The organism is Streptococcus mitis (assembly GCF_946190065.1).
GTDB lineage: Bacteria > Bacillota > Bacilli > Lactobacillales > Streptococcaceae > Streptococcus > Streptococcus mitis_DE.
The window spans coordinates 33,061-55,175 of record NZ_CAMHZD010000007.1 but is presented as its reverse complement, the minus strand read 5'-3'; the positions used below and the strand labels follow the sequence as shown (position 1 = coordinate 55,175).

Below are 22,115 nucleotides of genomic sequence, written 5' to 3'. Positions count from 1 at the left end.
TTATTCACCTCCTCCAATATCTGACTTAAGTAAGCGGTAGATTGCTAAAGCCAAGAATGAGAAGTTCCAACAAAGTAAAAGTAAAATATTTTGTAAACTATTATATTCTAAAATTTGAGGAGATGTAGCAATCAATCCTTGCCCCAATGCAACTGGAAGAAATTTTGCAACCGATATATAGTTTGCTAAGAATGTTCCTAAATTGTAGACTTGAGGAAGCAAAAATAATAGAGGAACAATGGCTGTTTTAAATGTCAAAGCCATAATATAGGCCAGCAGTCCCAACAAAGTCCAAGCTATACTGGCTAAAAATATATAGAACCAAACTGTTCCATTTAGTAAAAAAAGCAATAAGCCATCTTGTCCTAAAACATAATGTGTCATGTTAATTGTCAAGAATATTGATAGAAAGGAAATGATAAAAGAAAATATAAGCCAAACTAATGTTTTTGAAACTAGGAAAGTACTTCGATTTGTAACAGAGAGGAGGCTTGTACGAATAGCCAAGCCTTTGTATTCCTCGGCTCCGTAAATTGAGCCTAGGATAATCATAATAAAAACACCAAATAAAGTGACATCAAAACCTAAAAATTCAATAGGAGGTAAGGCCTCTGCTAAATCTGGATTTGTCTCTGGTGTAGCATGGATACCAACTGAAACAATTTGAGAAGCACCAATATTTGCTAAAAACGTTTGAAATACCAGTATCAAGAATAGTACAACATGAGTAGCTCTATTATAAAGTAATTTCAATATTTCAGAATGAAGAGAGTAAATAAGTGCCATGTCACTTCCCTCCCTCTGTTAAACTAAAGAAGACTTCCTCTAGTGAAGAAAGATTTTTCATCACTTCTTGTAAAGTCCCTTTTATAAGAACTTTTCCTTTATTTATGATAACTACATCATCTGTTACTGCTTCCACTTTCGATAATATATGAGATGACAGTAAGACGGTCTTCCCTTCTTGAGCTTGTTTTTTTATAAACTCTCTAAACCACCGAATTCCTCTTGGATCCAACCCATTAGTCGGTTCATCCAATATCAGATATTGAGGATTTCCTAATAGAGCTGTTGCAATTCCCAAGCGTTGTCCTTCTCCTAATGATAATTTCCCAATTTTAGATTTTTTCTTATGACTAATATCCACCATATCCAAGACTTGTTCAATTCGCTGACTGGATATCCCATTACTAGCAGCAACAATTTTCAAATGTTGATAAACAGTCCGATCATCAGGAGCTCCTACACTGTCAAATGAAGCTCCTACAGTCTTTAGAGGAAATTTTAATTCCTTATAAGTTTGATCTCCAATTTTGGTAAGACCAGATGTTGCTTTGTCTAATCCTAATAAAATACGTAAGGTTGAACTTTTACCAGCTCCATTTGGACCCAGGAAAGCAGTCACTTTACCTGCTTTTGCTTCAAAAGAAATATCTTTTAAAATTTGAGTTTGGCCATACGACTTACATAAATTTTTAATGGTAATACTTTGTTCCATAGATGTTCTCCTATTCTATTTAATATTTCTAAAAGTAACTATATCTTATACACTCATTTTCGGATTTTTTTCAGAATTTCAAGAGTCAAAAGATTTAATACTCAATGAAAATCAAAGAGCAAACTAGGAAGCTAGCCGCAGGCTGCTCAAAACACGGTTTTGAGGTTGTAGATAAGACTGACGAAGTCAGTCACATATATACGACAAAGCGACGCTGACGTGGTTTGAAGAGATTTTCGAAGAGTATAAAATTTTGTTTCATTTAATTATCTATATTTGTGTAAATTTAAAAGCCCGATGTTTCCATCAGGCTTCTTTTTTATCCATGTACACGTTTCATATAGTCTTGGTAACTTTCGGTATCCATGAGTTTTTTAGCGTTCTTGACGCGGTCTGCTGTTGGTGGTTTAACCCCTTCGAGCGAATAAGGAATTCCCAATTCACGCCATTTAAACTCACCCATGGTATGATATGGTAGAATTTCAAACTTATCCACATTTTTGAGAGTCTTGACGAATTTACCAAGTTCAATCAAGTCATCATCTCTGTCTGTCAAACCTGGAACTAGCACGTGGCGAATCCAGACAGGTTTCCCGATATCTGATAGATACTGGGCACAGGCCAAGATATTTTTATTGGTTTGGCTAGTGACAATTTTGTGCTGTTCTTCGTTGATTTCCTTGATATCCAAGAGAACCAAGTCAGTAACAGCCATGAGTTTGTCAAACTTCTCAAGGTAACGTGGTTTATTACGGAAAGGCAGGGCACAGGTATCCAAGGTACAGTGGATTCCTTGTTCCTTGGCCTTGGTAAAGAGGGCAATTAGGAAATCAATCTGCAAGAGGGCTTCTCCTCCACTGACTGTAATCCCACCCTTATTTCCCCAGAAACCACGGTAGCGCAAGGCCTCTGCCAAGACATCATCTACCGTCCGTTCACGTGATTTATTGGACTCCATAGCCCAAGTGTCCGGGTTGTGGCAATACTGGCAACGCATGTGACAGCCCTGCAAAAAGACAATAAAGCGAATACCAGGCCCATCTACTGACCCAAAGCTTTCTGTCGAATGCACCATTCCTGTCACTTGTCCATAATCAATTGTTTCTTCAGACATATCGTTACCTTCCTTGAAAACGTTTTATAGTTTTATTATATCATGACTTGAAGGAAAAACAAGATTTTTGCCTATTTTTTAGAAAGCAATCTGTTTTTCAATTTCATTTTCAATTAATTATCATTTTATTCTTCAAAATCAAAGCCATACAAGGTTGCAAAATAGTCCTCAGGGCGCTCTGCACGGCGGATTTGGCGGGCTTTACCTTCTTCAGTATAAAGGATTTCCGCAGAACGAAGTTTGGCATTATACTGGTATCCCATTGAAAATCCGTGGGCACCTGTATCATGAATTACCAGCAAATCACCGATTTCTGTATGAGGCAGTTCGCGATTCACTGCAAATTTATCATTGTTTTCACAGAGTGAACCAACCACATCTACTACTTCAGCTGGTCCTTCTGGATGGGTCACGTTAGTAATATGGTGATAGGCTCCATACATGGCTGGACGCATAAGGTTGACTGCTGATGCATCCACACCTAGATAGGTACGGTAAGTTTTCTTCTTATGAGTGACTCTTGTGACCAAAGCACCGTGAGGTGCCAACATAAAACGACCCAATTCGGTGAAAATCTTAACCTGACCAAGACCTGCTGGCGTAAGAACCTCTTCATACACCTTACGAACTCCCTCACCAATCAAGGCGATATCATTTGGCTCCTGGTCTGGACGATAGTTGACACCAATACCGCCAGAAAGATTGATAAAGTCTAGCGAAATGCCCAACTTTTCCTTGATTTCAACAGCCAATTCAAAAAGCTGACGAGCCAACTCTGGATAATAGAGATGGGTAACAGTATTAGACGCTAGGAAGGAGTGAATTCCAAAAGTCTTGGCTCCTTTTTCCTTCAAGATGGCAAAAGCTTCAAAGAGCTGGTCCTTGGTCATACCAAACTTGGCTTCTCCAGGATTGTCCATAATGTCTGTCCCCAGTTCAAAAACGCCTCCAGGATTGTAACGACAAGAAATAATTTCTGGAATGCCTGCTGCACGCTCCAGATGTTCAATATCTTCAAAGGCATCCAAGTTAATAGTCGCACCCAATTCACGCGCATAGGCGTATTCCTTGTCTGGCGTATTGTTTGAAGAGAACATGATCTCAGAACCAGGGAAATTCAGTTTATGACTCATCAAAAGCTCCACATAACTAGAGCAGTCCACACCGCAACCTTCCTCTTGGAGAATTTTCAAAATAGCTGGAGTTGGAGTAGCCTTAACTGCAAAATATTCCTTAAAGCCCTTGTTCCACGAAAATGCTTGGTTGACGGCTCTTGCCTTTTCACGAATTCCCTTCTCATCATACAAGTGAAAGGGAGTCGGGAACTCGGCAACAATCTTTTCTAAGTCTTCTTTATTGATAAATGGTGTTTTCATAAGTTTCCTTCTATTCTATTTGCAAAGAAAGGCTGGGACAATCGTTCCAACCTTTAGTTCTATCTCTTATTTATCTTCGTCAAAGATATTGCCAACCTCAACATCGATGGTTTGGTTCTTGACATCAATATTGGTTACCTTCAAGAGTGACTTGTAGTCAAACTGCTTTTCACGTTCTTCTTGGGCATTATCCGCAAAGACTGCTACACCAGCCAATTCCGAATCAAACTCACGCAAGAGACTAATCATCCCATTGACAGTTCCGCCACCTTTCAAGAAATCATCCACAATCAAGACACGGCTGCCTGCCTTGAGACTGCGTTTTGAAAGGAACATTTTCTCAATACGGTCACCACTTGAACCTGATACATAGTTAACGCTGACTGTTGAACCTTCGGTAATTTTCAAGTCACGGCGCACAATGACAAAAGGAACATTGAGGACATTAGCAACTGCATTTGCAAGTGGAACACCCTTAGTAGCTACTGTCATAACCGCATCAATTTTTTGGTCCATAAAGCTCTTGGCAATAATGCGACCAATATTTTTCAAGATGGCTGGTGTGCTAAGTAAATCAGATAGGTAGATGTAGCCACCTGGCAAGATACGGTCACTTTCTGACAACTTGGCACGCAAGTCCTCAACCATTTCCTTGGCATCATGACTTGAGATTGATGGTGTGAAAATGACACCACCACCAGCACCAGTTACTGTCTGGATATGACCGATTTCAATTTCCTCAAAGGCACGTTTGATAATCACGATATCCTCTGAGATGGATGATTTGGCAGATTCATACTTTTCAGCAAAAGTATTGAGACTAGTTAGTTTATAAGGATTATTAATCAAATAGTTGGAAATGACAACCATCCGATCACTTCTTCTTAATTTCATTTCTATTTCCCACTTCATTTAATTTTGATATTTTATCTATTATACCATATTCACATAAAAAAACGAACATTCTTATCCTAAAAATGCTCGTTTTTCTTAAATTATTAATCTAAATCTGGTTTATAGAAGGAACGATTGTCCATAGCGAAGATTTTATTGGTCATCTCTCCTTTATCCACCAAAGCCAGAGCTGTTGACATCATCATCATGCTTGCATCCAGATTATCAATCATATGGATAATCTCTGCTTCCATAATGCGTGGACGGACTGGACTTCCATACTCAAGCAAGCCGTGGTGACTAAGGATGACGTGACGAAGCAGAACGACTTCTTCCTTGGTATCATCGATACCGAGTTCCATAACTGTCTTGGTAATTTCGCTATCAATCAAAGCAATATGCCCAAGAAGATTGCCTCGCACTGTGTACTCGGTCTGGTCTGGTCCCGTCAACTCGATGACCTTAGCCAAGTCATGCAGCATAATCCCCGCATAGAGCAGGCTCTTATTGAGCTGAGGATAAACTTCGCTAATAGCATCTGCCAAACGCACCATGGTCGCCGTATGATAGGCCAAACCCGTTTCAAAGGCATGGTGATTAGTCTTGGCAGCTGGATAGGAGTAGAATTCCTTATCATACTTGGTGTAGAGCTTTCGGACAATTCGTTGCCAGACAGAATTTTCAATTTTAAAAATCATTTGCGACATGTAGTCACGGATTTCCTTGACATCAACTGGCGACTTGACCTTGAAATCAGCTGGATCATTGGGTTCGCCAGGTTGAGGCAGGCGGAGAGTAATTTGATTGACCTGTGGAGTGTTGTTATAAACTTCTCGGCGTCCTTTCATGTGGACAACCTTGCCTGCTGTAAAGGCCTCAACGTTATGAGGTTGGGCATCCCAGAGTTTCCCTTCAATCTCGCCACTATCATCTTGGAAGGTAAAAGCTAGGTAGTTTTTCCCAGCGCGAGTTTGTCTCAGGTCAGCTGATTTGATTAGGTAAAAGCCTTCAAACAGCTCGTCTTTTTTCATGTGACTAATCTTCATATTCTTCCTCATTTTCTTGGAAATGGAGTAGATCAAGCGCAGGCTCACCTTCTGACAACTCAATGTGACGGAGCGTCCGCTCGATAGCTGTGGTACGACGGTTTAATAATTCATCAATATTGCCAGAGGCATGTTGGAGGTGTTTTTGTGCCTTGACCAGAATGCCACCAAACTTACCAAACTCGGTCTTAACACTGGCAAGAGTCTTACTGATATGGTCGGCACTCTTTTGGATATTTAGAGTTTTGAAGCCAACTGATAGGGAGTTAAGAAGGGCTGATAGGGTACTTGGACCTGCGACAATAATCTGCTCCTCCCGTCTCAAGTCATCAAAGAAGACCGGATTGCGGACGATTTCTGAGTAGAGACCTTCTGTTGGCACAAACAAAACTCCAAAATTGGTCGTTCGAGGCGGTGCTATGTACTTGTTCCTGATATCCTTGGCAAAGCGTTTGACGCTGGCTAGGAGCGACTTACGACAGCGTTCAATCTCACCCTTGTCACCTGCTTCATATGCTTCTTCTAGGCGGTAATAATCTGCCAGTGGAAACTTAGAGTCAATTGGTAGGTAGACGTATTCCTGATCGCCTTGTCCGGGTAACTTGATGGCGTACTCCACTCGTTCACTAGAGTTTTCAACCGTTGCATATTCTCGTTCATACTGGGCAGGGGTCATGATGTCTTCGATGATTTGCCCCAGTTGCAATTCACCCAGAATCCCTCTCGTCTTGGTTCCTGAGAGAACCTTGTTAAGAGCTCCAACATCACGGGCAACTGTCTGCATTTCTCCAAGGCCACGATTGACAGACTCCAGTTGTTTGGAAACTGTCTCAAAGGAGGCTTGTAAACGCGTCTGCAAGGTCTTTTCTAGTTTTTCCTCGACTGTCTGGCGCATTTGCTCCAAACGTTGCTCATTTGATTCCTGCAGGGCTTGGAGACGTTGGTCGGTCTTGTCTCTGGTTTGGAGGAGATTCTCAGTCATTTCTTGACGTACCTGAGTCAAGCCTTGGTGCAATTCAATTCGCACTTCTTGCAAACGGTCGCTGACAGCCACTTCCAAGTCTTTTTGATCCAACTGACTGGCTTGTCTGGCTTGTTCAAAGCGGTAATCCAACTGGTCTGACAAGTGATCTGCCTGATCCTCCAAGCTCTTGCTGAGATGTTTTTCCTGTTTATCCTGCCTCTGCCAAATCAGAAAGAGTCCAGCTAGGTTGGCAATCAATAACAGAACAAGTAAACTTTCCATCCTACCTCCTGTCCTTGCTATGCAGCACGACCACATAGCCTTCTGGGCAAGTCACCGACACTTCCCTATCTATATATTCGTTAGAAGCGTACACTTTTTTAAAGAAAAAATTTTCCTCTGTCAACTCATACTTGGCACCAAGAATGGTCAGCTGGCTATCCCGAACTGGCATAAAAGCTAGATAGTCGTAGTCTGAACGGGGTTCTAGCTGACTGGTTCCTTCTGGACAATAGGCAATCAAGTTTTGCCCATCCTCAATCGCTATCTGACGCATATGGGGAGCCAACTTGGTATTGCTAGGCAAAAAGACATTGGCCAGCATATGGTCAATACGGCCACCAAAAGCACCGAAAATAGTGACCTGAGCCTGAGGATTTTGTTCAAAGATGGTCAAGAGAGCCAATTCCAAATCGGTATCATCTTTTTCTGGTTGAGCTTGGACAAAATACTGGGCACGTTTTTGAATCACCTGTCGCTCTTCTGCACTGACAGAATCAAAATCTCCAACTGCTAGAGTAAGAGGAAGGTTTTCTTCCAAGACCCAGAGTGAGCCTCGATCCACACCGACAAAGCAATCAAAGTCCGTCCGGTAGTGACCACGGTCTCCGCCAGCAAAAACTGCAACCCTAGTCCAGTTGTTTTCTGAGAGTTTGTACTCGCTCATTGACATCTCCCTTAAAGACATAGGAACCTGCTACAAAAACGGTCGCACCAGCTTCTTTGGCTTGAGCAATAGTTTGGTCATCAATCCCACCATCCACTTCAATCTCAAAGTTCAAACCTTTTTCATCACGAAGGGCAACCAACTCACGAACCTTATCCATGGTTTCTGGCAGAAATGCTTGACCACCGAAGCCAGGGTTAACTGTCATGACTAGGACTTGGTCAACTAGATGAAGCACATGCTTAATCGCTTCAACTGGTGTACCAGGATTGATAACAACTGATGGCTTGACACCGAGTGAACGAATTTTTTGGAGGGCACCATGGATATGAGGCGTTGTTTCTACATGGATACTGATAATATCCGCACCTGCACGCGCAAAGTCCTCTAGATGATGTTCAGGATTGGAGACCATCAAATGGCAGTCAAAGACCATCTTGCTATGAGGACGAAGAGACTCGACCACACCTGCACCAAAACTGATTTGCGGTACAAAATGACCATCCATGATATCGATATGGGCATATTCTGCCCCAGTTGCTTCTAGACGTTTGATTTCACGTTCAAAGTTGGCATAATCTGCTGCCAGAATTGACGGAGCAATCTTGTATTGAGACATAGGTTTCTCCTTATTTTGGAATTTTTTTGCTGACTTTTTTATAGGTTTCTCTGCGATTTTCAATTTCACTGAGGAATTGCAGGTAGTTGTCAAAACGGAAGGTTGCAACAACTCCCTCTTCGACAGCTGGCTTGACTGCACAAGACGGCTCATGGGTATGGGTACAGGTACGGAATTTGCAGTCTCGGCTAACACTAGCAATCTCTGGAAAGGCCTGATTGAGGTCTTCCGCCGTTGATACTTCATAGTCCAAGGATGAAAAACCTGGTGTATCTGCGATTTTACCCCCATTAAGGTTGTAAAAACTAACAGCTCGAGTGGTATGGCGCCCGCGACCTAGACTGTCTGAGATTTCTCCCGTTTCAAGATTGAGGTCTGGTGCGATTTTATTGAGAAGAGTTGATTTCCCAACGCCCGTCTGCCCCATAAAGACTGTCACCTTGCCTGTCAACAAAGGCAGGAGTTCCTCTTTACTGGTCACAAAGTCATAGCCGATGTCACCATAAGTCTGTTCATAAAAATCCAGTTCTCCTCTATCTTCCAACAAATCCATTTTGGAAATATAGACAATGGGATAGATGCCCTTGTGTTCCAAAAGAATCAAGAAACGATCCAGCAAATTGCTGTTAAAATCAGGTTCCTTGACAGACATGATTACTACAGCTTGGTCAATATTGACAATGGGCGGACGGACTAGGCTATTTTTGCGTTCGTGAATCTTGAGGATATAGCCTTCTGAATTTTCTTCGGCAGAAAAGTCGACCCAGTCCCCAACGTAAGGGGTATGACCTTTTTTACGGAAATTTCCACGCGCTCGTGTTTGATACACCTTGCCCTCACTTTCTACATAGTAGAACCCCGCCAAGGCTTTAATGATTTGTCCCTGCATCTTAGAGTCCTTGCCCTTTAAGTGCGTCTGCTAGGCTAGCAAACTCTGCCAAGCTGAGAGCTTCCCCACGTACACTTGGTGACAAGCCTGCTTGATCCAAAGCCTTGGTCAGCTTGTCCTTAACCTCTTCAGTCTTGCCAAAGTAACCTGTCAAGTTATTCCACAAGGTCTTGCGGCGATGGGTAAAACTAGCCTTGGAAACCTTAAAGAAGAAGTTCTCGTCTTCCACTGCTACGGCTGGCTCTGGACGACGCACCATTTTCAAGATGGCCGAATCCACATTTGGCGCTGGCACAAAGACCGTACGAGGCACGATAAAGGCAACCTTAGCTGTCATATAGTATTGAACAGCGATTGACAAGCTGCCATATGCCTTAGTGTTAGGCTGGGCTGAAATGCGGTCCGCCACTTCTTTTTGCATCATGACGACAAACTCACTAAACGGAATGCCACTTTCAATCAAGTGCATGAGAATAGGTGTCGTGATGTAGTATGGTAAGTTAGCTACTACCTTGATTGGCAGGTCAGGATTTTTAAAATTCTGGATATGTTGCGCCAAATTAACCTTGAGAATATCCTCGTTGACTACGGTCACATTGTCAAAATCACGCAAGGTATCTGCCAAAATAGGCACCAAACGGTGGTCGATCTCAAAGGCCATAACTTCTGCTGCACGCTCAGCCAAAAACTCCGTCAAGGTACCAATCCCTGGCCCGATTTCGATGACATTAACCTGGTCATCAATCTCAGCCGTATCCACGATTTTTTGAAGAATATTGGTATCCGTCAAGAAATTTTGCCCGAAGGACTTTTTAAAGGTAAAACCGTGACGCTCCAGCACTGCCTTGGTCACGCTGTAATCTGCAATTCTCATCTATTCTCTTTTCTATTATCTGTTACTTCTATTGTAACACATTCCCCTTACATTTGGGGTCTGCTTAGCTGTTCTCATAAGATTTCATAGCTTCTTCCACTTCTGCCAAGGTAACCCCAAACAACTCTAGGCGTTTGAGGAGTTGCTTGCCGTTGGAATAGCCAATTCGGAGAGCCTCTCCTAGATATTCTCGTCGCTTACGGCTGTCTGCCCCTGCTAGAAAACCAAGGCGAATCAAGTCGCTACGACTGATATCAAACTGACTCTCATGTTCAAATTGTTCTGTAATCTGAGCTAGAGCCATTTTCAGGTCTTCATAGCTGGCATGCTCAATTCCCAGAGAACGGCCCTTGGTCTTGGACTTGGGAACAGCTTCATCTCGTTTGAGGAAGGCATGCTGAACTGTTGGAATAGCCGTCATAATCATGCGACGAATCCGCTCCCCATTAAAATCTGGGTCTGTAAAGACAATGACTCCATGAAGCTCATGTAGGCGCTGAATACGTGCAATATCTTGCTCATTGATGGCAGAACCTCGTGTCTCATAGGTCTCTACATCGAAATAGCGTTTGAGATTGGCCGTATCATCGCGCCCTTCGACCACGATAACTTGGGAAATTTTTTCTTTCATTACTTGCTGTCCAATCCAAAAATTCGTTCTGCATTTGCAGTTGTTATCGCCGCTAGCTCTTCTGTCGTCATACCACGTAAGTCGGCGATAAAGTCCACTACATAGCGAGTGTAGGCTGTTTTATTTTCACGACCACGTTTAGGAACAGGAGCCAAGTAAGGCGCATCCGTCTCCACCAAAATCTTGTCCAAAGGTAACTCTTTAGCTGCTTCTTGGATGTCGGTGGCCTTCTTAAAAGTCACCACTCCTGAGAAGGAAATAGTCATGCCAAGCGCGACAAACTTCTCTGCCCACTCAAGAGTCCCTGAAAATGAGTGCATAATCCCACCACGAGGACCAACGCCCTCACTTTTGATAATCTCATAGGTATCTTCCAGCGCATCACGAGTATGGACAACAAAAGGTAAATACAAGTCCTTAGATAACTGAATCTGACGGCGAAAAACCTGCTCCTGCACCTCTTTTGGCGCTGTCATCCAATGGTAGTCCAAACCAATCTCACCTAAAGCAACAACCTTGGGATGCTTGAGCTTATCAAGCAAGTAGGCTTCAATCTCCTCCGTGTAAGTCCCTGCTTCTGTCGGATGCCAACCAATAGTCGCATAGAGCTGGTCATACTCATCTACCAACTCCAAGGCACGCTCAATCGTCGGTTTATCAAAACCAACAATATTCATCTGTGTCACACCCATCTCAGCAGCTAAGGCGATTTCTTCTGCCTCATGACCTGCAAATTCTTCTACATTCAAGTGTGTATGTGTATCAAAAATCATCTCTTCTAACCTCGTTTTCTATCTTCTATTATACCAAAAAACTGCCCTCTCTCCTCATCTGTACAAAATATTCTAAAATCCATCGTCGTCTCTTGACGCTATTTTCCCAAAGCAGTATAATAGCACTTATTGAAATTTTCAGAAAAGGAAAATACAATGTTTACAAAATTAAAACAGACCTTTATCGGTCGTCCTCTTAAGTCCTTAACAGAAGGCGAGGGAGGTCTGCTGGGAAAAATGCAGGCCTTGGCCATGTTGTCAAGCGACGCTCTATCTTCCATTGCCTATGGGCCTGAGCAAGTAGTCCTCGTCTTGGCTAGTCTCTCTCCTCTTGCGATATGGTGGAGCCTTCCTATCGGCCTCTTTGTCCTCCTGCTCCTAGCTAGCCTGACCGTCTCCTACCGTCAAATCATCCATGCCTACCCTCAAGGGGGAGGGGCCTATATGGTTACTCGAGAAAATCTATCTCCCAAGCTTGGCTTGATTGCTGGAGGTAGTCTTCTGGTTGACTATATGCTGACTGTGGCAGTATCGGTATCATCTGGAGCTGACGCTATCACAGCAGCACTCCCTACCCTCCACCCTTACAACCTCCACATCTCCATTTTTCTGGTTTGCTTGCTCATGCTCTTGAACTTACGGGGCTTAAAAGAATCTGCCAGTTCACTAATGATTCCTGTCTATCTCTTTATCATCAGTACTGTCTTTCTCTTGCTCTATGGAATCTTTCAACTAGTGACAGGTTCTCTCAGCTATCAGGCAACTTCACCTATTGGGCATGCTGTTCCAAGCCTGTCCATCGTTCTCATTCTAAGAGCTTTTACCAGCGGCTCTGCCTCTCTAACTGGGGTTGAAGCTATTTCAAATGCCGTGCCCTTTTTCAAGGCTCCGAAAGAAAAGAATGCCGCTCAAACCTTGACCATCATGTCACTGATTTTAGGTTTTCTTTTTGCTGGTATCACCTTCCTAAACTACTGGATGGGAATTCTGCCTCAACACGGAGAAACTATTCTTTCACAGATGGCTCAAGGCATCCTTGGTAATTCCTTCATAGGCCACCTTGGCTATTATCTCTTCCAATTCTCCACAGCCTTGATTTTGGCCGTAGCTGCAAATACTGGCTTTTCAGCCTTCCCTATGCTGGCTTACAATATGGCTAAAAACAAATACATGCCCCATCTCTTTATGGAAAAAGGAGATCGCCTAGGCTACTCCAATGGAATTTTAACTCTGGCTTTTGGGGCTATGATTCTTCTTCTCATTTTTAATGGCAATACCGAACGTTTGATTCCCCTTTATACTGTCGGGGTCTTCGTTCCCTTTGCCCTTTCTCAGACTGGGATGATTCGCCATTGGAAAAAAGAAAAAGGGGCAAATTTCTTAAAACCTGCCCTTGCCAATATCCTTGGAGCTATCATTTGCTACGCTATCGTGCTAATCCTGCTCTTTTTCCGTCTCAGTGATATCTGGCCTTTCTTCCCGATTATTCTCGTACTCACCCTACTCTTCTTGGCAATTCACAGTCATTACCAAAAAGTAGCCCAACAACTGCGACTCTATGAAGGAATCGAAAAACGTACTTACGATGGCAATCTGGTTCTGGTCCTAGTAGGAAATGTCACTCGAGTCAGCGTCGGAGCCATTAACTACGCTCAAAGTATCGGTAATGAAGTCCTAGCTATACATATTTCTACTAAGGAAACAGCAGAGAAAGACCAAGAAATTCTCCAAGAATTTGCCGATTACTTCCCAACCATTACTCTGAAGAACATCAAGACCAGCTACCGCGACATCATCACGCCTACTGTCAAGTATGTCAAACGGATTTCCGAGGAAGCTCAGAAAAAGAACTATACAGTCACTGTCCTCGTTCCCCAGTTTATCCCCAATAAACCTTGGCAAAATATCCTGCACAATCAGATGAGTCTCAAACTCAAATACGCCCTTCGTTGGCACCAAGACGTCGTTGTCGCTAGCTACTCATATCACTTAAAAGAATAAAGAAAAGGCCCTACCAGAACCAAGAAGCATCTGGTAGGACCTTTTTTCTGAATCCAGTCACTAGGCTTATACTCTTCGAAAATCTCTTCAAACCACGTCAGCTTCACCTTGCCGTAGGTATGGTTACTGACTTCGTCAGTTCTATCCACAACCTCAAAACACTGTTTTGAACAGCCTGCGGTTTGCTTTTTGATTTTCATTGAGTATCAACTGAAAAGCATGACTAGGAATATCATTGAATGTGGTTAGCTAAATCTTCCTGAGCTTTTTTATTTGACTCAGCTTTTTCTTTTAGCCATTTTTCATAAAGTTCTTGGTACTGTTTAGCAGTTACTGGCTCTTTTTGCAATTCAACATATTTGTAGTTGTCCGCATTTCCTTTATGACCAACGAATGAGAATGGTCCTGTAAACGGTACAGTCTTACGGAAGATTGGATTAGCTCCACCACTTTGAACTGGCAGGAACAAGGCGCTATCTGTCAACCAAGCTTGGGCTTCAGCATATTTTTCATAGCGGGCTTGAGTATCTGTGATTTCTGCGTCTGCCTGATCCAAGAGTTTCTTGTAGTCAGCAAGACCAATCTTGTCCTTAACTTCCTTATCTTTCCCTTCAGACAAGCCCATGTTTTTCAACTGAGAACCTGTCTCTGGATTAAGGATATCTAGGTAAGTTTTAGGATCTGAGTAGTCTCCACCCCATCCTGAAATGTCAATATCGTAGTCTTTTTGTTCTGCTGTATCTGCAAAGTAGGTTGCTTGGTCTTTTTCATCTGGAGAAAGTTGGATAACGTCGATGACCACATTCTCCTTACCAAGAGTTTCTTCCACTGTTTGTTTGAAAGAGCCAGCTTGTTGCACATCTAACTTAGCAGTCTGGTCAACTGGCATATCCAAATGAATTGGGAAAGTTACTCCCTGTGCTTGCAGACTTTCTTTGGCCTTGGCAAACTTCTCTTTGGCTTTTTCAGGATTCAAGAAGGCTTGCTTACCATCGTTTAGATTGATATTTGCCCAATCTTTACCATAGTTGACAATTTTCTCATTAACAACATCACCGAAGTTCTTATCACCAACTTGGACAAAGTCACTTGGTGTAACCGTATTACGCAAGATACGGTCTGCTCCTTCTTCACCATTTGTCTGTGCTGCATAAGCATGACGGTCAAAGGCAAAGTTGATAGCCTGACGGAAATCTTTATTCTGCATAGCTGCGCGTGAATCTGTCTTTTCCTTATCAGACTGTTTCATCGTCTGCTTGTAGCTTTGACGATTCACGTTGAAAAGATAATAGAAAGTAACTGAGTTTTGTGGTGTGTAGGTAATCTTGTCCTCATTCCCCTTCTTGAGTTCAGCAAAGACTGAACTTGTTGGGAAGATACGACCATCAGTATAGTTACCATCCAAGAAACCTCTTGCAATGCTATCTTGGTCAGAACCATCAAAGAAAGAAAGTTTCACTTTCTCAATTTTGACATTGTCCTTATCCCAGTAGTTAGGGTTTTTATCAAACTCAATCAAAGATTTTGATGTGAAGGACTTAAACAAGTAAGGACCATTTGACAAGATACTTGATGGTGTCACACTTCCAAAGTCATCTCCCTTAGACTTCAAGAAAGCTTCATTTACAGGACTAAGAATACTTGCTGTTGTTTTAGAGTTCCAATAACTCTCAGGTTGGTTGAGAGTGTATTGTAGCGTGTAATCATCCACCGCCTTAACACCAACAGTTGCAAAATCAGATGATTTCCCTTCAACATAGTCTGCTAGTCCCTTGATAGAGTCTTGTACCAAGTACAAGTTTTCAGCCTTTTTATCAGCCGCATACTTGAGACCAGTCACAAAGTCATGAGCTGTTACATCCGCATACTCTTCTCCTTCAGAAGTATACCATTTAGCTCCCTGACGAATCTTATAAGTGTAGGTCAAACCATCTTTTGACACTGTCCATGACTCAGCCATAGACGGGATGAGATTGCCATACTGGTCATTTTCCAACAAACCATCAATCAAGTTGGTTGTGATACTAGATGTAGAATCTCGTGTAGAGGTAATATAATCCAAGGTATCTGGGTTATTGACAAAGATATAAGAGTAAGTCTTGTCTGCATTACTTGATTGGGAAGACCCACATGCCGCTAGAGCTAGACCTGCTGTCAAAGCCATAGCTCCAAAAAGCATAACTTTTGATTTCTTCATGATTATTCTCCATTTTTTACTATATGTGAAATATTATACACTATTTGAGCAAAAATATAAAGCCTTTTTAACTTTTTTACAAAAATAAAAATCAGTAGACTCGAGTTCCTACTGATTTTTGTTATGGTTCGTTTGGATTATGCAGCCAAAACTTTGCGTCCTTTACGACGACGAGCTGCCAATACGCGACGACCGTTTTTAGTTGACATACGGTTACGGAATCCGTGTTTGCGCGCACGACGAAGTTTACTTGGTTGATAAGTACGTTTCACGATGAATACCTCCTCATAGATTTTGTATTCGTTTAGCCGGCTATAAAGTGATCAGTTACTAAACATACTTTACTATTCTATCTGATTCTTTCACTTTTGTCAATAGCTCTAGGCAAATGTTTCCAGCTTTTTCGAATGTAAGCCCTATCTACGATACTGTTTCAAGAAACGAGTCATCTTTTCTTGGATTTGGGCCAGTTCATCAACACGAGGAAGGTAAACTATACGGAAGTGGTCTGGTTCCTGCCAGTTAAAGCCTCGACCATGAACCAAGAGAACCTTTTCCTGCTTCAAGAAATCAAGGACAAACTGTTCATCATCATCGATACGGTACATATTGCGATCGATTTTCGGGAAGATATAGAGTCCAGCCTTAGGTTTAACCGCAGACAAACCTGGAATATCTTGAATAGCATTGTAAATGAAATTTCTTTGCTCGTAAATTCGTCCACCAGGAAGGAGCAATTCATCAACTGATTGGTGACCACCCAAGGAAGTTTGTACGACTTGTTGGGCCAAAACGTTAGAGCAAAGGCGCATATTGGATAGCATATTGAGCCCTTCGATATAGCCCTTAACATGTGTCTTAGGTCCAGACAAGACCATCCAACCCACACGGAAACCAGCAATACGATGGGATTTTGATAGACCATTCATGCTGACACAGAAGACATCTGGTGCCAAGCTCGCCACAGGCGTATGCTCATGTCCATCCATTACCATGCGGTCGTAAATTTCATCCGCAAAGATAATCAAATCATTTTGACGGGCAATCTCAATAATCTCCAGCAAGAGTTCCTTCGGATAAAGGGCTCCAGTTGGGTTATTTGGATTGATAAGGACGATTGCCTTGGTATTGGAAGTGATTTTTGACTTGATATCGTCAATATCTGGGTACCATTCTGCAGCTTCATCACAGATATAGTGAACGGCATTTCCTCCAGCTAGGCTGACAGCAGCTGTCCATAGAGGATAGTCTGGCATAGGCACCAAGACCTCATCCCCATTGTCCAAAAGTCCCTGCATGGACATGACAATCAGCTCACTGACACCATTTCCAAGGTAAATATCATCAATATCTACGTTTGGAAATTTCTTCAATTGGCAATACTGCATGATGGCCTTACGGGCTGAGAAAATCCCTTTGGAGTCAGAGTAACCTTCACTATCACGCGCATTCATAATCAAGTCATGAATGACCTCGTCTGGCGCTGTAAAGCCAAATTCTGCTGGATTTCCTGTATTCAGACGTAAAATCTTTTCGCCGTTTGCTCGCATCCGCATGGCTTCTTCCAAAACAGGACCACGGATATCATAAGCAACATGCTCTAACTTACTAGACTTGTTATATTCTTTCATCTTGTTTCCTCAATTCATCAGGATAGTAACATTATACCACTAGAAAGAGAATGCGACAAGTTTACTGAAATGGGTTACTAAGTTCGTATAGAAGAAAAAACTCGCTAAAAGCGAGGCCAAGACAGGGGAGATAGCAGGTATTTTGCCAAAGAAAGATCACATACCAAAAGATAAACCTAGAAAAAGCAAGCCTAAAAAGGAATCATAGAGAAGATTGAACATGAGGAAAAGCCCCCATATCATCATGTAATCCCAACGCCCACTTCGTTTAGCGACTAGGAATAATACCAAATGGTAAAGTAAATGAAAGACTAAAAAACCAATAAAATCTGGATAGAGAAGCGGTACCAGACTCTCTAATTGCCAGACCATGATAACTTCTAGCAAGACTGACACTAGGATAATTCCATAATAAAGGAAATTTGAATTTTTTGTTTCTTGAAAAGAGTGCTTCATCATTCTCCCTCCCTTCACTTCTTTCCTGCTATCCTTTCTTTTATTTTATCATATATTTATATAGATTTTAATCGCTAATATTCTTTTGGAAAATACTTTTTTTGCTTTACTTCTATAGTGAAAAGGTTTACAATTATAGTAAGAAAATTTCAGGAGGTTTCATTATGGCACAACGTTACCAAAATATTATGGTCGCAATCGATGGTTCTAAGGAAGCGGACTTGGCTTTTGTCAAGGGAGTTCATTCTGCTCTACGAAACGACGCTAAACTCACCATCGCACATGTCATTGACACACGCGCTCTCCAAAGCGTATCCACCTTTGATGCTGAAGTTTACGAAGAACTCCAAGTCGACGCTGAAAGTCTGATGAAAGAGTACGAAAAACGTGCTAAAGATGCTGGTGTGACAGATGTTCATATCGTCATTGAAATGGGAAATCCAAAAACCCTCTTGGCACGTACTATTCCCGATGCTGAGGAAGTGGACCTCATTCTCGTTGGCGCAACTGGTCTCAACGCCTTTGAACGCCTCTTGGTCGGTTCTTCATCTGAATACATCCTCCGCCATGCTAAGGTTGATTTGCTGGTTGTGAGAGAACAAGAAAAAACCTTATAGTCGCAAAGAAAAGGAGCCCAGAGCTCCTTTTTTACTGTTCTTTTCTCTCTTTATGGCGTTCATAAGCCTTGAGCTGGCGCTGCAGTTCCTTTTTAATAGCAGGTTCTGGAGCATATTTTTCTTCCCAATCATCTGGTTTTAAAATTTTGTGGGTCACTGGATCAAAATGAGCCTTGCCATCTGGGAAAATTTTCCCCATATTGGCCTGATGGACAATATCAAAAATACGTTCTGGGTCCACCCCCATCAAAACAAAACTACCGTAGGTGAAATAAAGCGTGTCTATCAAGGCATCCACTTGTCCCACCAAATCTTCCTGGGCCGGCGTTTTCTTAGCTACTTTATCTGCTGCCTTATCAAGAGCTTGATGAAGTTGCGATAGAGCTTGACCAAAGTCCTCTTCAGAAGGACTGGCCGCTCGAACAAACTCCACCAATTCTTCTATTTTAAAACCAGCCCTGTGGGTTGCACCTTCTACATCCCAAGCTCGAGGTTCTTCTTGGGTTCGTTCATCCATCATGTGGTGGAAGGTCTTGACCTTATTGAAATGATAGTCACGGCTGACAAAGACTTTTTCTGAAGCCAAAACACCAAAATGTTCTAAGGCCTTGTGAATTCCGTCTTGCTGATTGCTAGTAGTGATATGCTTAGCAACTTCCTTGACACTGCTACTACCATTTCCCATAGCGACCGACATACCGACACCAGCCAGCATTTCTAGGTCGTTATCTGAGTCACCAAAGGCCATGACTTGGTTGAGATCAAAACCATATTCTTTCCCAACTCGTCGAATGCCTTCCAATTTAGAATTCCCTTGATTGATGACATCCGCTGCAAATGGATTACTACGTGTCAATTTCAAATCTTCAAAATCAGCTGCTGCCTTCTCAGATTCTTCTGGCGTCATCAGCATCAAAACTTGGTAAATAGGCTGATTCATCAGATGAAGCAGGTCTTCTTCCTTTTGGGGAACAACCTTACTGACCATGCGATTAAAGGAATGACTCACTGTTCGTGTTAAAACAGAGGGAACGAAGCGACTGATTCGTTGAGAAAAAGAACCCAGACCAAAGGACATGATTTTAGAACCCAGCATGGCATCCTTGGTCCCTAGGGCAATCTCCTTGCCCTCTTTTTTAGCATACGTAATGAGATGGCGCAAATGTAACTTGGAAATTGGGCTCGTAAACAAGACTCTTTCTTTATTAAAAATATACTGGCCATTGTAGGTTACCGCAAAATCCAGATCTAAATCGTCCATCAATTCCTTAACAAAAAAAGGTCCTCGCCCTGTCGCTACACCAACTAGCACCCCTTGTTCTTTGACAATTTTAATCGCGTCCTTAGTGGATTTCAAAACACTCTTGCGATCGTTGACCAAGGTTCCATCGATATCAAAAAAAACAGCTTTGACTTCCATCCTATCCCAATCTCCCCTTTTGTGATACAATGATTATACCACATTTCAGAAAGAGTGAGTAAATCATGCCTAAGAAAATCCTTGTTTTACATACAGGTGGGACTATTTCCATGCAGGCCGATGCTTCTGGCGCTGTTGTGACGAGTTCAGATAATCCCATGAACCATGTGTCCAACCCACTTGAAGGAATCCAAGTCCACGCCTTGGACTTTTTTAACCTACCAAGCCCCCATATCAAACCCAAGCATATGCTGGCCCTCTACCAAAAAATCAAAGAGGAAGCAGATAACTACGATGGAGTGGTAATCACACACGGGACCGATACTTTAGAGGAAACAGCCTATTTCCTTGATACCATGGAAGTTCCCCATATGCCTATCGTTCTAACAGGGGCCATGCGTAGCTCTAACGAACTCGGCAGCGACGGTGTTTATAACTATCTGAGTGCTTTACGGGTGGCTAGCGATGACAGGGCTGCGGACAAAGGGGTTTTGGTTGTTATGAACGACGAAATCCATGCTGCCAAGTATGTTACCAAGACACATACAACCAACGTCGGCACCTTCCAGACCCCAACACATGGACCACTTGGTCTGATTACGAAGCGGGAAATCCTCTACTTCAAAACAGCTGAACCTCGTGTTCGCTTTGACCTTGATCACATACAAGGCTTGGTCCCTATCATCTCAGCTTATGCCGGTATGACAGATGAGCTGATTGATATGCTGGATTTGGAACAATTGGACGGTTTGATTATCCAAGCCTTCGGGGCCGGTAATGTTCCCAAAGAAACGGCTCAAAAATTAGAAAACCTTCTGCAAAAAGGAATCCCAGTCGCCCTGGTTTCACGATGCTTTAACGGTATCGCTGAGCCTGTTTATGCCTACCAAGGTGGGGGCGTGCAGTTGCAAAAATCTGGTGTCTTCTTTGTTAAAGAACTCAACGCCCAAAAAGCCCGCTTGAAACTCCTCATCGCCCTCAATGCCGGACTAAGAGGACAAGCTTTGAAAGACTATATGGAAGGCTAAGTCTCTTCTCCAGAAAGCAAAATCAGGAAATCTTCACGATTCCCTGATTTTTTCTATTTACGTTTTCGTGTTGAGCGACGTTCTGTCAAACCATGAGGTAAGAGAACTTCACGTTCTTCCAACTCTTCCTTGTGCATAATCTTAGTCAACATACGCATGCTAATAGCACCAAGGTCATAGAGAGGTTGGGCGATAGTTGTCAAGTTTGGACGGGTAAAGCGTGAGATTTGTGAATCATCACTAGTAATGATTTCAAACTCTTCTGGTACTGACACACCGTGATCAGCCAAACCATTCAAGACACCTGCTGCCAATTCATCACCTGTCACAACTGCTGCAGTTGCATTTGATGAAATCAAGCGTTCTGCCAAGGTATAGCCATCCTCATAAGTGTATTTAGATTCAAATACCAATCCTTCGCTATAAGAAATACCTGCTTTTTTCAAGGCTTCCTTGTAGCCAACCAAACGAACCTTACCATTGATATCATCCACTAGTGGACCGCTGACAAAAGCAATGCGCTCATTTTCTTTAGCAAGGTAGGTCACTGCATCAATCGTAGCTTGTTTGTAGTCAATATTGACACTTGGAAGCTGATGTTCTACATCCACTGTCCCTGCAAGAACAACTGGTGTCCGAGAGCGAGAAAACTCTGAACGAATTTTTTCAGTCAAGTGGTAACCCATAAAGATGATACCATCCACTTGCTTAGAAAACAGTGTATTGACCACTGAAACTTCCTTGTCATCATCCTCATCACTATTGGCAAGGACGATATTGTACTTGTACATTTCAGCGATATCATCAATCCCTTTAGCAAGCGTTGAGAAATAGCCATTGGTAATATTTGGGATCACGACACCGACAGTGGTTGTCTTTTTACTTGCAAGACCACGCGCCACGGCATTTGGACGGTAATCCAAACGGTCAATCACCTCAAGCACTTTTTTACGGGTGTTCTCTTTTACATTCTTATTGCCATTGACTACACGGCTAACCGTCGCCATTGAAACTCCTGCTTCACGGGCGACATCATAAATCGTTACTGTATCGTCTGTATTCATTCTATTTCCTTTCTATATCATACCTCACGAGACTCCAAAAAAAGAGACGGTATGAAAATTTCGTTTTCATGATTCTA

The 22,115-nt window shown here is 42.5% G+C and carries 22 protein-coding genes; 3 read left to right on the top strand and 19 right to left on the bottom strand.

What is annotated here, in order from left to right; genetic code table 11:
• The 13 genes from OCF96_RS04690 to OCF96_RS04630 form a co-directional block, all read right to left on the bottom strand.
• The gene (locus OCF96_RS04690; protein WP_020901991.1) at nt 1–786 is read right to left on the bottom strand and encodes an ABC transporter permease; all 786 of its coding nucleotides are present in this window, start codon (nt 784–786) and stop codon (nt 1–3) included.
• Between the two features lies 1 nt (nt 787).
• A complete protein-coding gene (locus OCF96_RS04685) occupies nt 788–1,498 on the bottom strand; it encodes an ABC transporter ATP-binding protein (RefSeq protein WP_261446577.1) in 711 nt (236 codons plus the stop codon).
• 319 nt (nt 1,499–1,817) lie between these two features.
• Nucleotides 1,818–2,612: a pyruvate formate-lyase-activating protein gene (gene pflA / locus OCF96_RS04680; RefSeq protein WP_033683045.1), complete on the bottom strand. Its 795-nt coding sequence runs from the start codon at nt 2,610–2,612 to the stop codon at nt 1,818–1,820.
• A gap of 125 nt (nt 2,613–2,737) precedes the next feature.
• Complete coding sequence (locus OCF96_RS04675) at nt 2,738–3,988, bottom strand: diaminopimelate decarboxylase (protein ID WP_261446576.1); 1,251 nt, start codon at nt 3,986–3,988, stop codon at nt 2,738–2,740.
• Between the two features lie 66 nt (nt 3,989–4,054).
• Entirely contained in the window at nt 4,055–4,882 is an 828-nt protein-coding gene (gene purR, locus OCF96_RS04670) for a pur operon repressor (RefSeq protein ID WP_004255834.1), read from the bottom strand.
• Between the two features lie 104 nt (nt 4,883–4,986).
• On the bottom strand, nt 4,987–5,928 hold the full coding sequence (locus OCF96_RS04665) for a 3'-5' exoribonuclease YhaM family protein (protein ID WP_261446575.1): 942 nt from the start codon (nt 5,926–5,928) through the stop codon (nt 4,987–4,989).
• Nucleotides 5,918–7,174, bottom strand: coding sequence for a DNA recombination protein RmuC (locus OCF96_RS04660; RefSeq protein ID WP_261446574.1), 1,257 nt, complete (start codon nt 7,172–7,174; stop codon nt 5,918–5,920). Before OCF96_RS04660 ends, OCF96_RS04665 begins: the two co-directional genes overlap by 11 nt.
• A gap of 1 nt (nt 7,175) precedes the next feature.
• Nucleotides 7,176–7,838 (bottom strand): thiamine diphosphokinase, encoded by a 663-nt coding sequence (locus tag OCF96_RS04655; protein ID WP_238096251.1) that lies wholly within the window; start codon nt 7,836–7,838, stop codon nt 7,176–7,178.
• Entirely contained in the window at nt 7,801–8,457 is a 657-nt protein-coding gene (gene rpe, locus OCF96_RS04650) for a ribulose-phosphate 3-epimerase (protein ID WP_237447185.1), read from the bottom strand. The genes OCF96_RS04655 and rpe overlap by 38 nt, the downstream gene beginning before the upstream one ends.
• A 10-nt stretch (nt 8,458–8,467) precedes the next feature.
• Nucleotides 8,468–9,346 carry a ribosome small subunit-dependent GTPase A gene (gene rsgA, locus OCF96_RS04645; protein WP_261446573.1) on the bottom strand — a complete coding sequence of 293 codons (879 nt, stop codon included), beginning with the start codon at nt 9,344–9,346 and terminating at the stop codon, nt 8,468–8,470.
• 1 nt (nt 9,347) lies between these two features.
• Nucleotides 9,348–10,220 (bottom strand): 16S rRNA (adenine(1518)-N(6)/adenine(1519)-N(6))-dimethyltransferase RsmA, encoded by an 873-nt coding sequence (gene rsmA, locus OCF96_RS04640; protein ID WP_261446572.1) that lies wholly within the window; start codon nt 10,218–10,220, stop codon nt 9,348–9,350.
• 64 nt (nt 10,221–10,284) lie between these two features.
• Nucleotides 10,285–10,851 carry a ribonuclease M5 gene (gene rnmV / locus OCF96_RS04635; protein ID WP_000659993.1) on the bottom strand — a complete coding sequence of 189 codons (567 nt, stop codon included), beginning with the start codon at nt 10,849–10,851 and terminating at the stop codon, nt 10,285–10,287.
• Nucleotides 10,851–11,624 (bottom strand): TatD family hydrolase, encoded by a 774-nt coding sequence (locus tag OCF96_RS04630; RefSeq protein WP_261446571.1) that lies wholly within the window; start codon nt 11,622–11,624, stop codon nt 10,851–10,853. The genes rnmV and OCF96_RS04630 overlap by 1 nt, the downstream gene beginning before the upstream one ends.
• Nucleotides 11,625–11,780: 156 nt before the next feature.
• Between OCF96_RS04630 and OCF96_RS04625 the strand changes: the two genes are divergently transcribed.
• Entirely contained in the window at nt 11,781–13,625 is a 1,845-nt protein-coding gene (locus tag OCF96_RS04625) for an APC family permease (RefSeq protein WP_261446570.1), read from the top strand.
• A 232-nt stretch (nt 13,626–13,857) separates the two neighbouring features.
• On the opposite strand, the gene OCF96_RS04620 is transcribed toward OCF96_RS04625, so the two are convergent.
• The 4 genes from OCF96_RS04620 to OCF96_RS04605 form a co-directional block, all read right to left on the bottom strand.
• Nucleotides 13,858–15,822, bottom strand: coding sequence for a peptide ABC transporter substrate-binding protein (locus tag OCF96_RS04620; RefSeq protein WP_261446569.1), 1,965 nt, complete (start codon nt 15,820–15,822; stop codon nt 13,858–13,860).
• 137 nt (nt 15,823–15,959) lie between these two features.
• Nucleotides 15,960–16,094, bottom strand: a complete 135-nt coding sequence (gene rpmH / locus OCF96_RS04615) for a 50S ribosomal protein L34 (RefSeq protein WP_000831905.1) — start codon at nt 16,092–16,094, stop codon at nt 15,960–15,962.
• A gap of 144 nt (nt 16,095–16,238) precedes the next feature.
• Nucleotides 16,239–17,453: a pyridoxal phosphate-dependent aminotransferase gene (locus OCF96_RS04610; RefSeq protein WP_261446568.1), complete on the bottom strand. Its 1,215-nt coding sequence runs from the start codon at nt 17,451–17,453 to the stop codon at nt 16,239–16,241.
• A 156-nt stretch (nt 17,454–17,609) separates the two neighbouring features.
• Nucleotides 17,610–17,912, bottom strand: a complete 303-nt coding sequence (locus tag OCF96_RS04605; protein WP_261446567.1) for a hypothetical protein — start codon at nt 17,910–17,912, stop codon at nt 17,610–17,612.
• A 161-nt stretch (nt 17,913–18,073) separates the two neighbouring features.
• Between OCF96_RS04605 and OCF96_RS04600 the strand changes: the two genes are divergently transcribed.
• On the top strand, nt 18,074–18,526 hold the full coding sequence (locus tag OCF96_RS04600) for a universal stress protein (protein ID WP_000079152.1): 453 nt from the start codon (nt 18,074–18,076) through the stop codon (nt 18,524–18,526).
• 31 nt (nt 18,527–18,557) lie between these two features.
• Here the strand turns inward: OCF96_RS04600 and OCF96_RS04595 are convergent, their stop codons facing one another.
• Nucleotides 18,558–19,946, bottom strand: a complete 1,389-nt coding sequence (locus tag OCF96_RS04595) for a Cof-type HAD-IIB family hydrolase (RefSeq protein WP_261446566.1) — start codon at nt 19,944–19,946, stop codon at nt 18,558–18,560.
• Between the two features lie 65 nt (nt 19,947–20,011).
• Here OCF96_RS04595 and OCF96_RS04590 point away from each other — a divergent pair, with 65 nt between their 5' ends.
• Nucleotides 20,012–20,974 carry an asparaginase gene (locus tag OCF96_RS04590; RefSeq protein ID WP_261042972.1) on the top strand — a complete coding sequence of 321 codons (963 nt, stop codon included), beginning with the start codon at nt 20,012–20,014 and terminating at the stop codon, nt 20,972–20,974.
• A gap of 53 nt (nt 20,975–21,027) precedes the next feature.
• Here the strand turns inward: OCF96_RS04590 and ccpA are convergent, their stop codons facing one another.
• Nucleotides 21,028–22,038 carry a catabolite control protein A gene (gene ccpA / locus OCF96_RS04585; protein ID WP_261446565.1) on the bottom strand — a complete coding sequence of 337 codons (1,011 nt, stop codon included), beginning with the start codon at nt 22,036–22,038 and terminating at the stop codon, nt 21,028–21,030.
• Nucleotides 22,039–22,115: the final 77 nt, after the last annotated feature.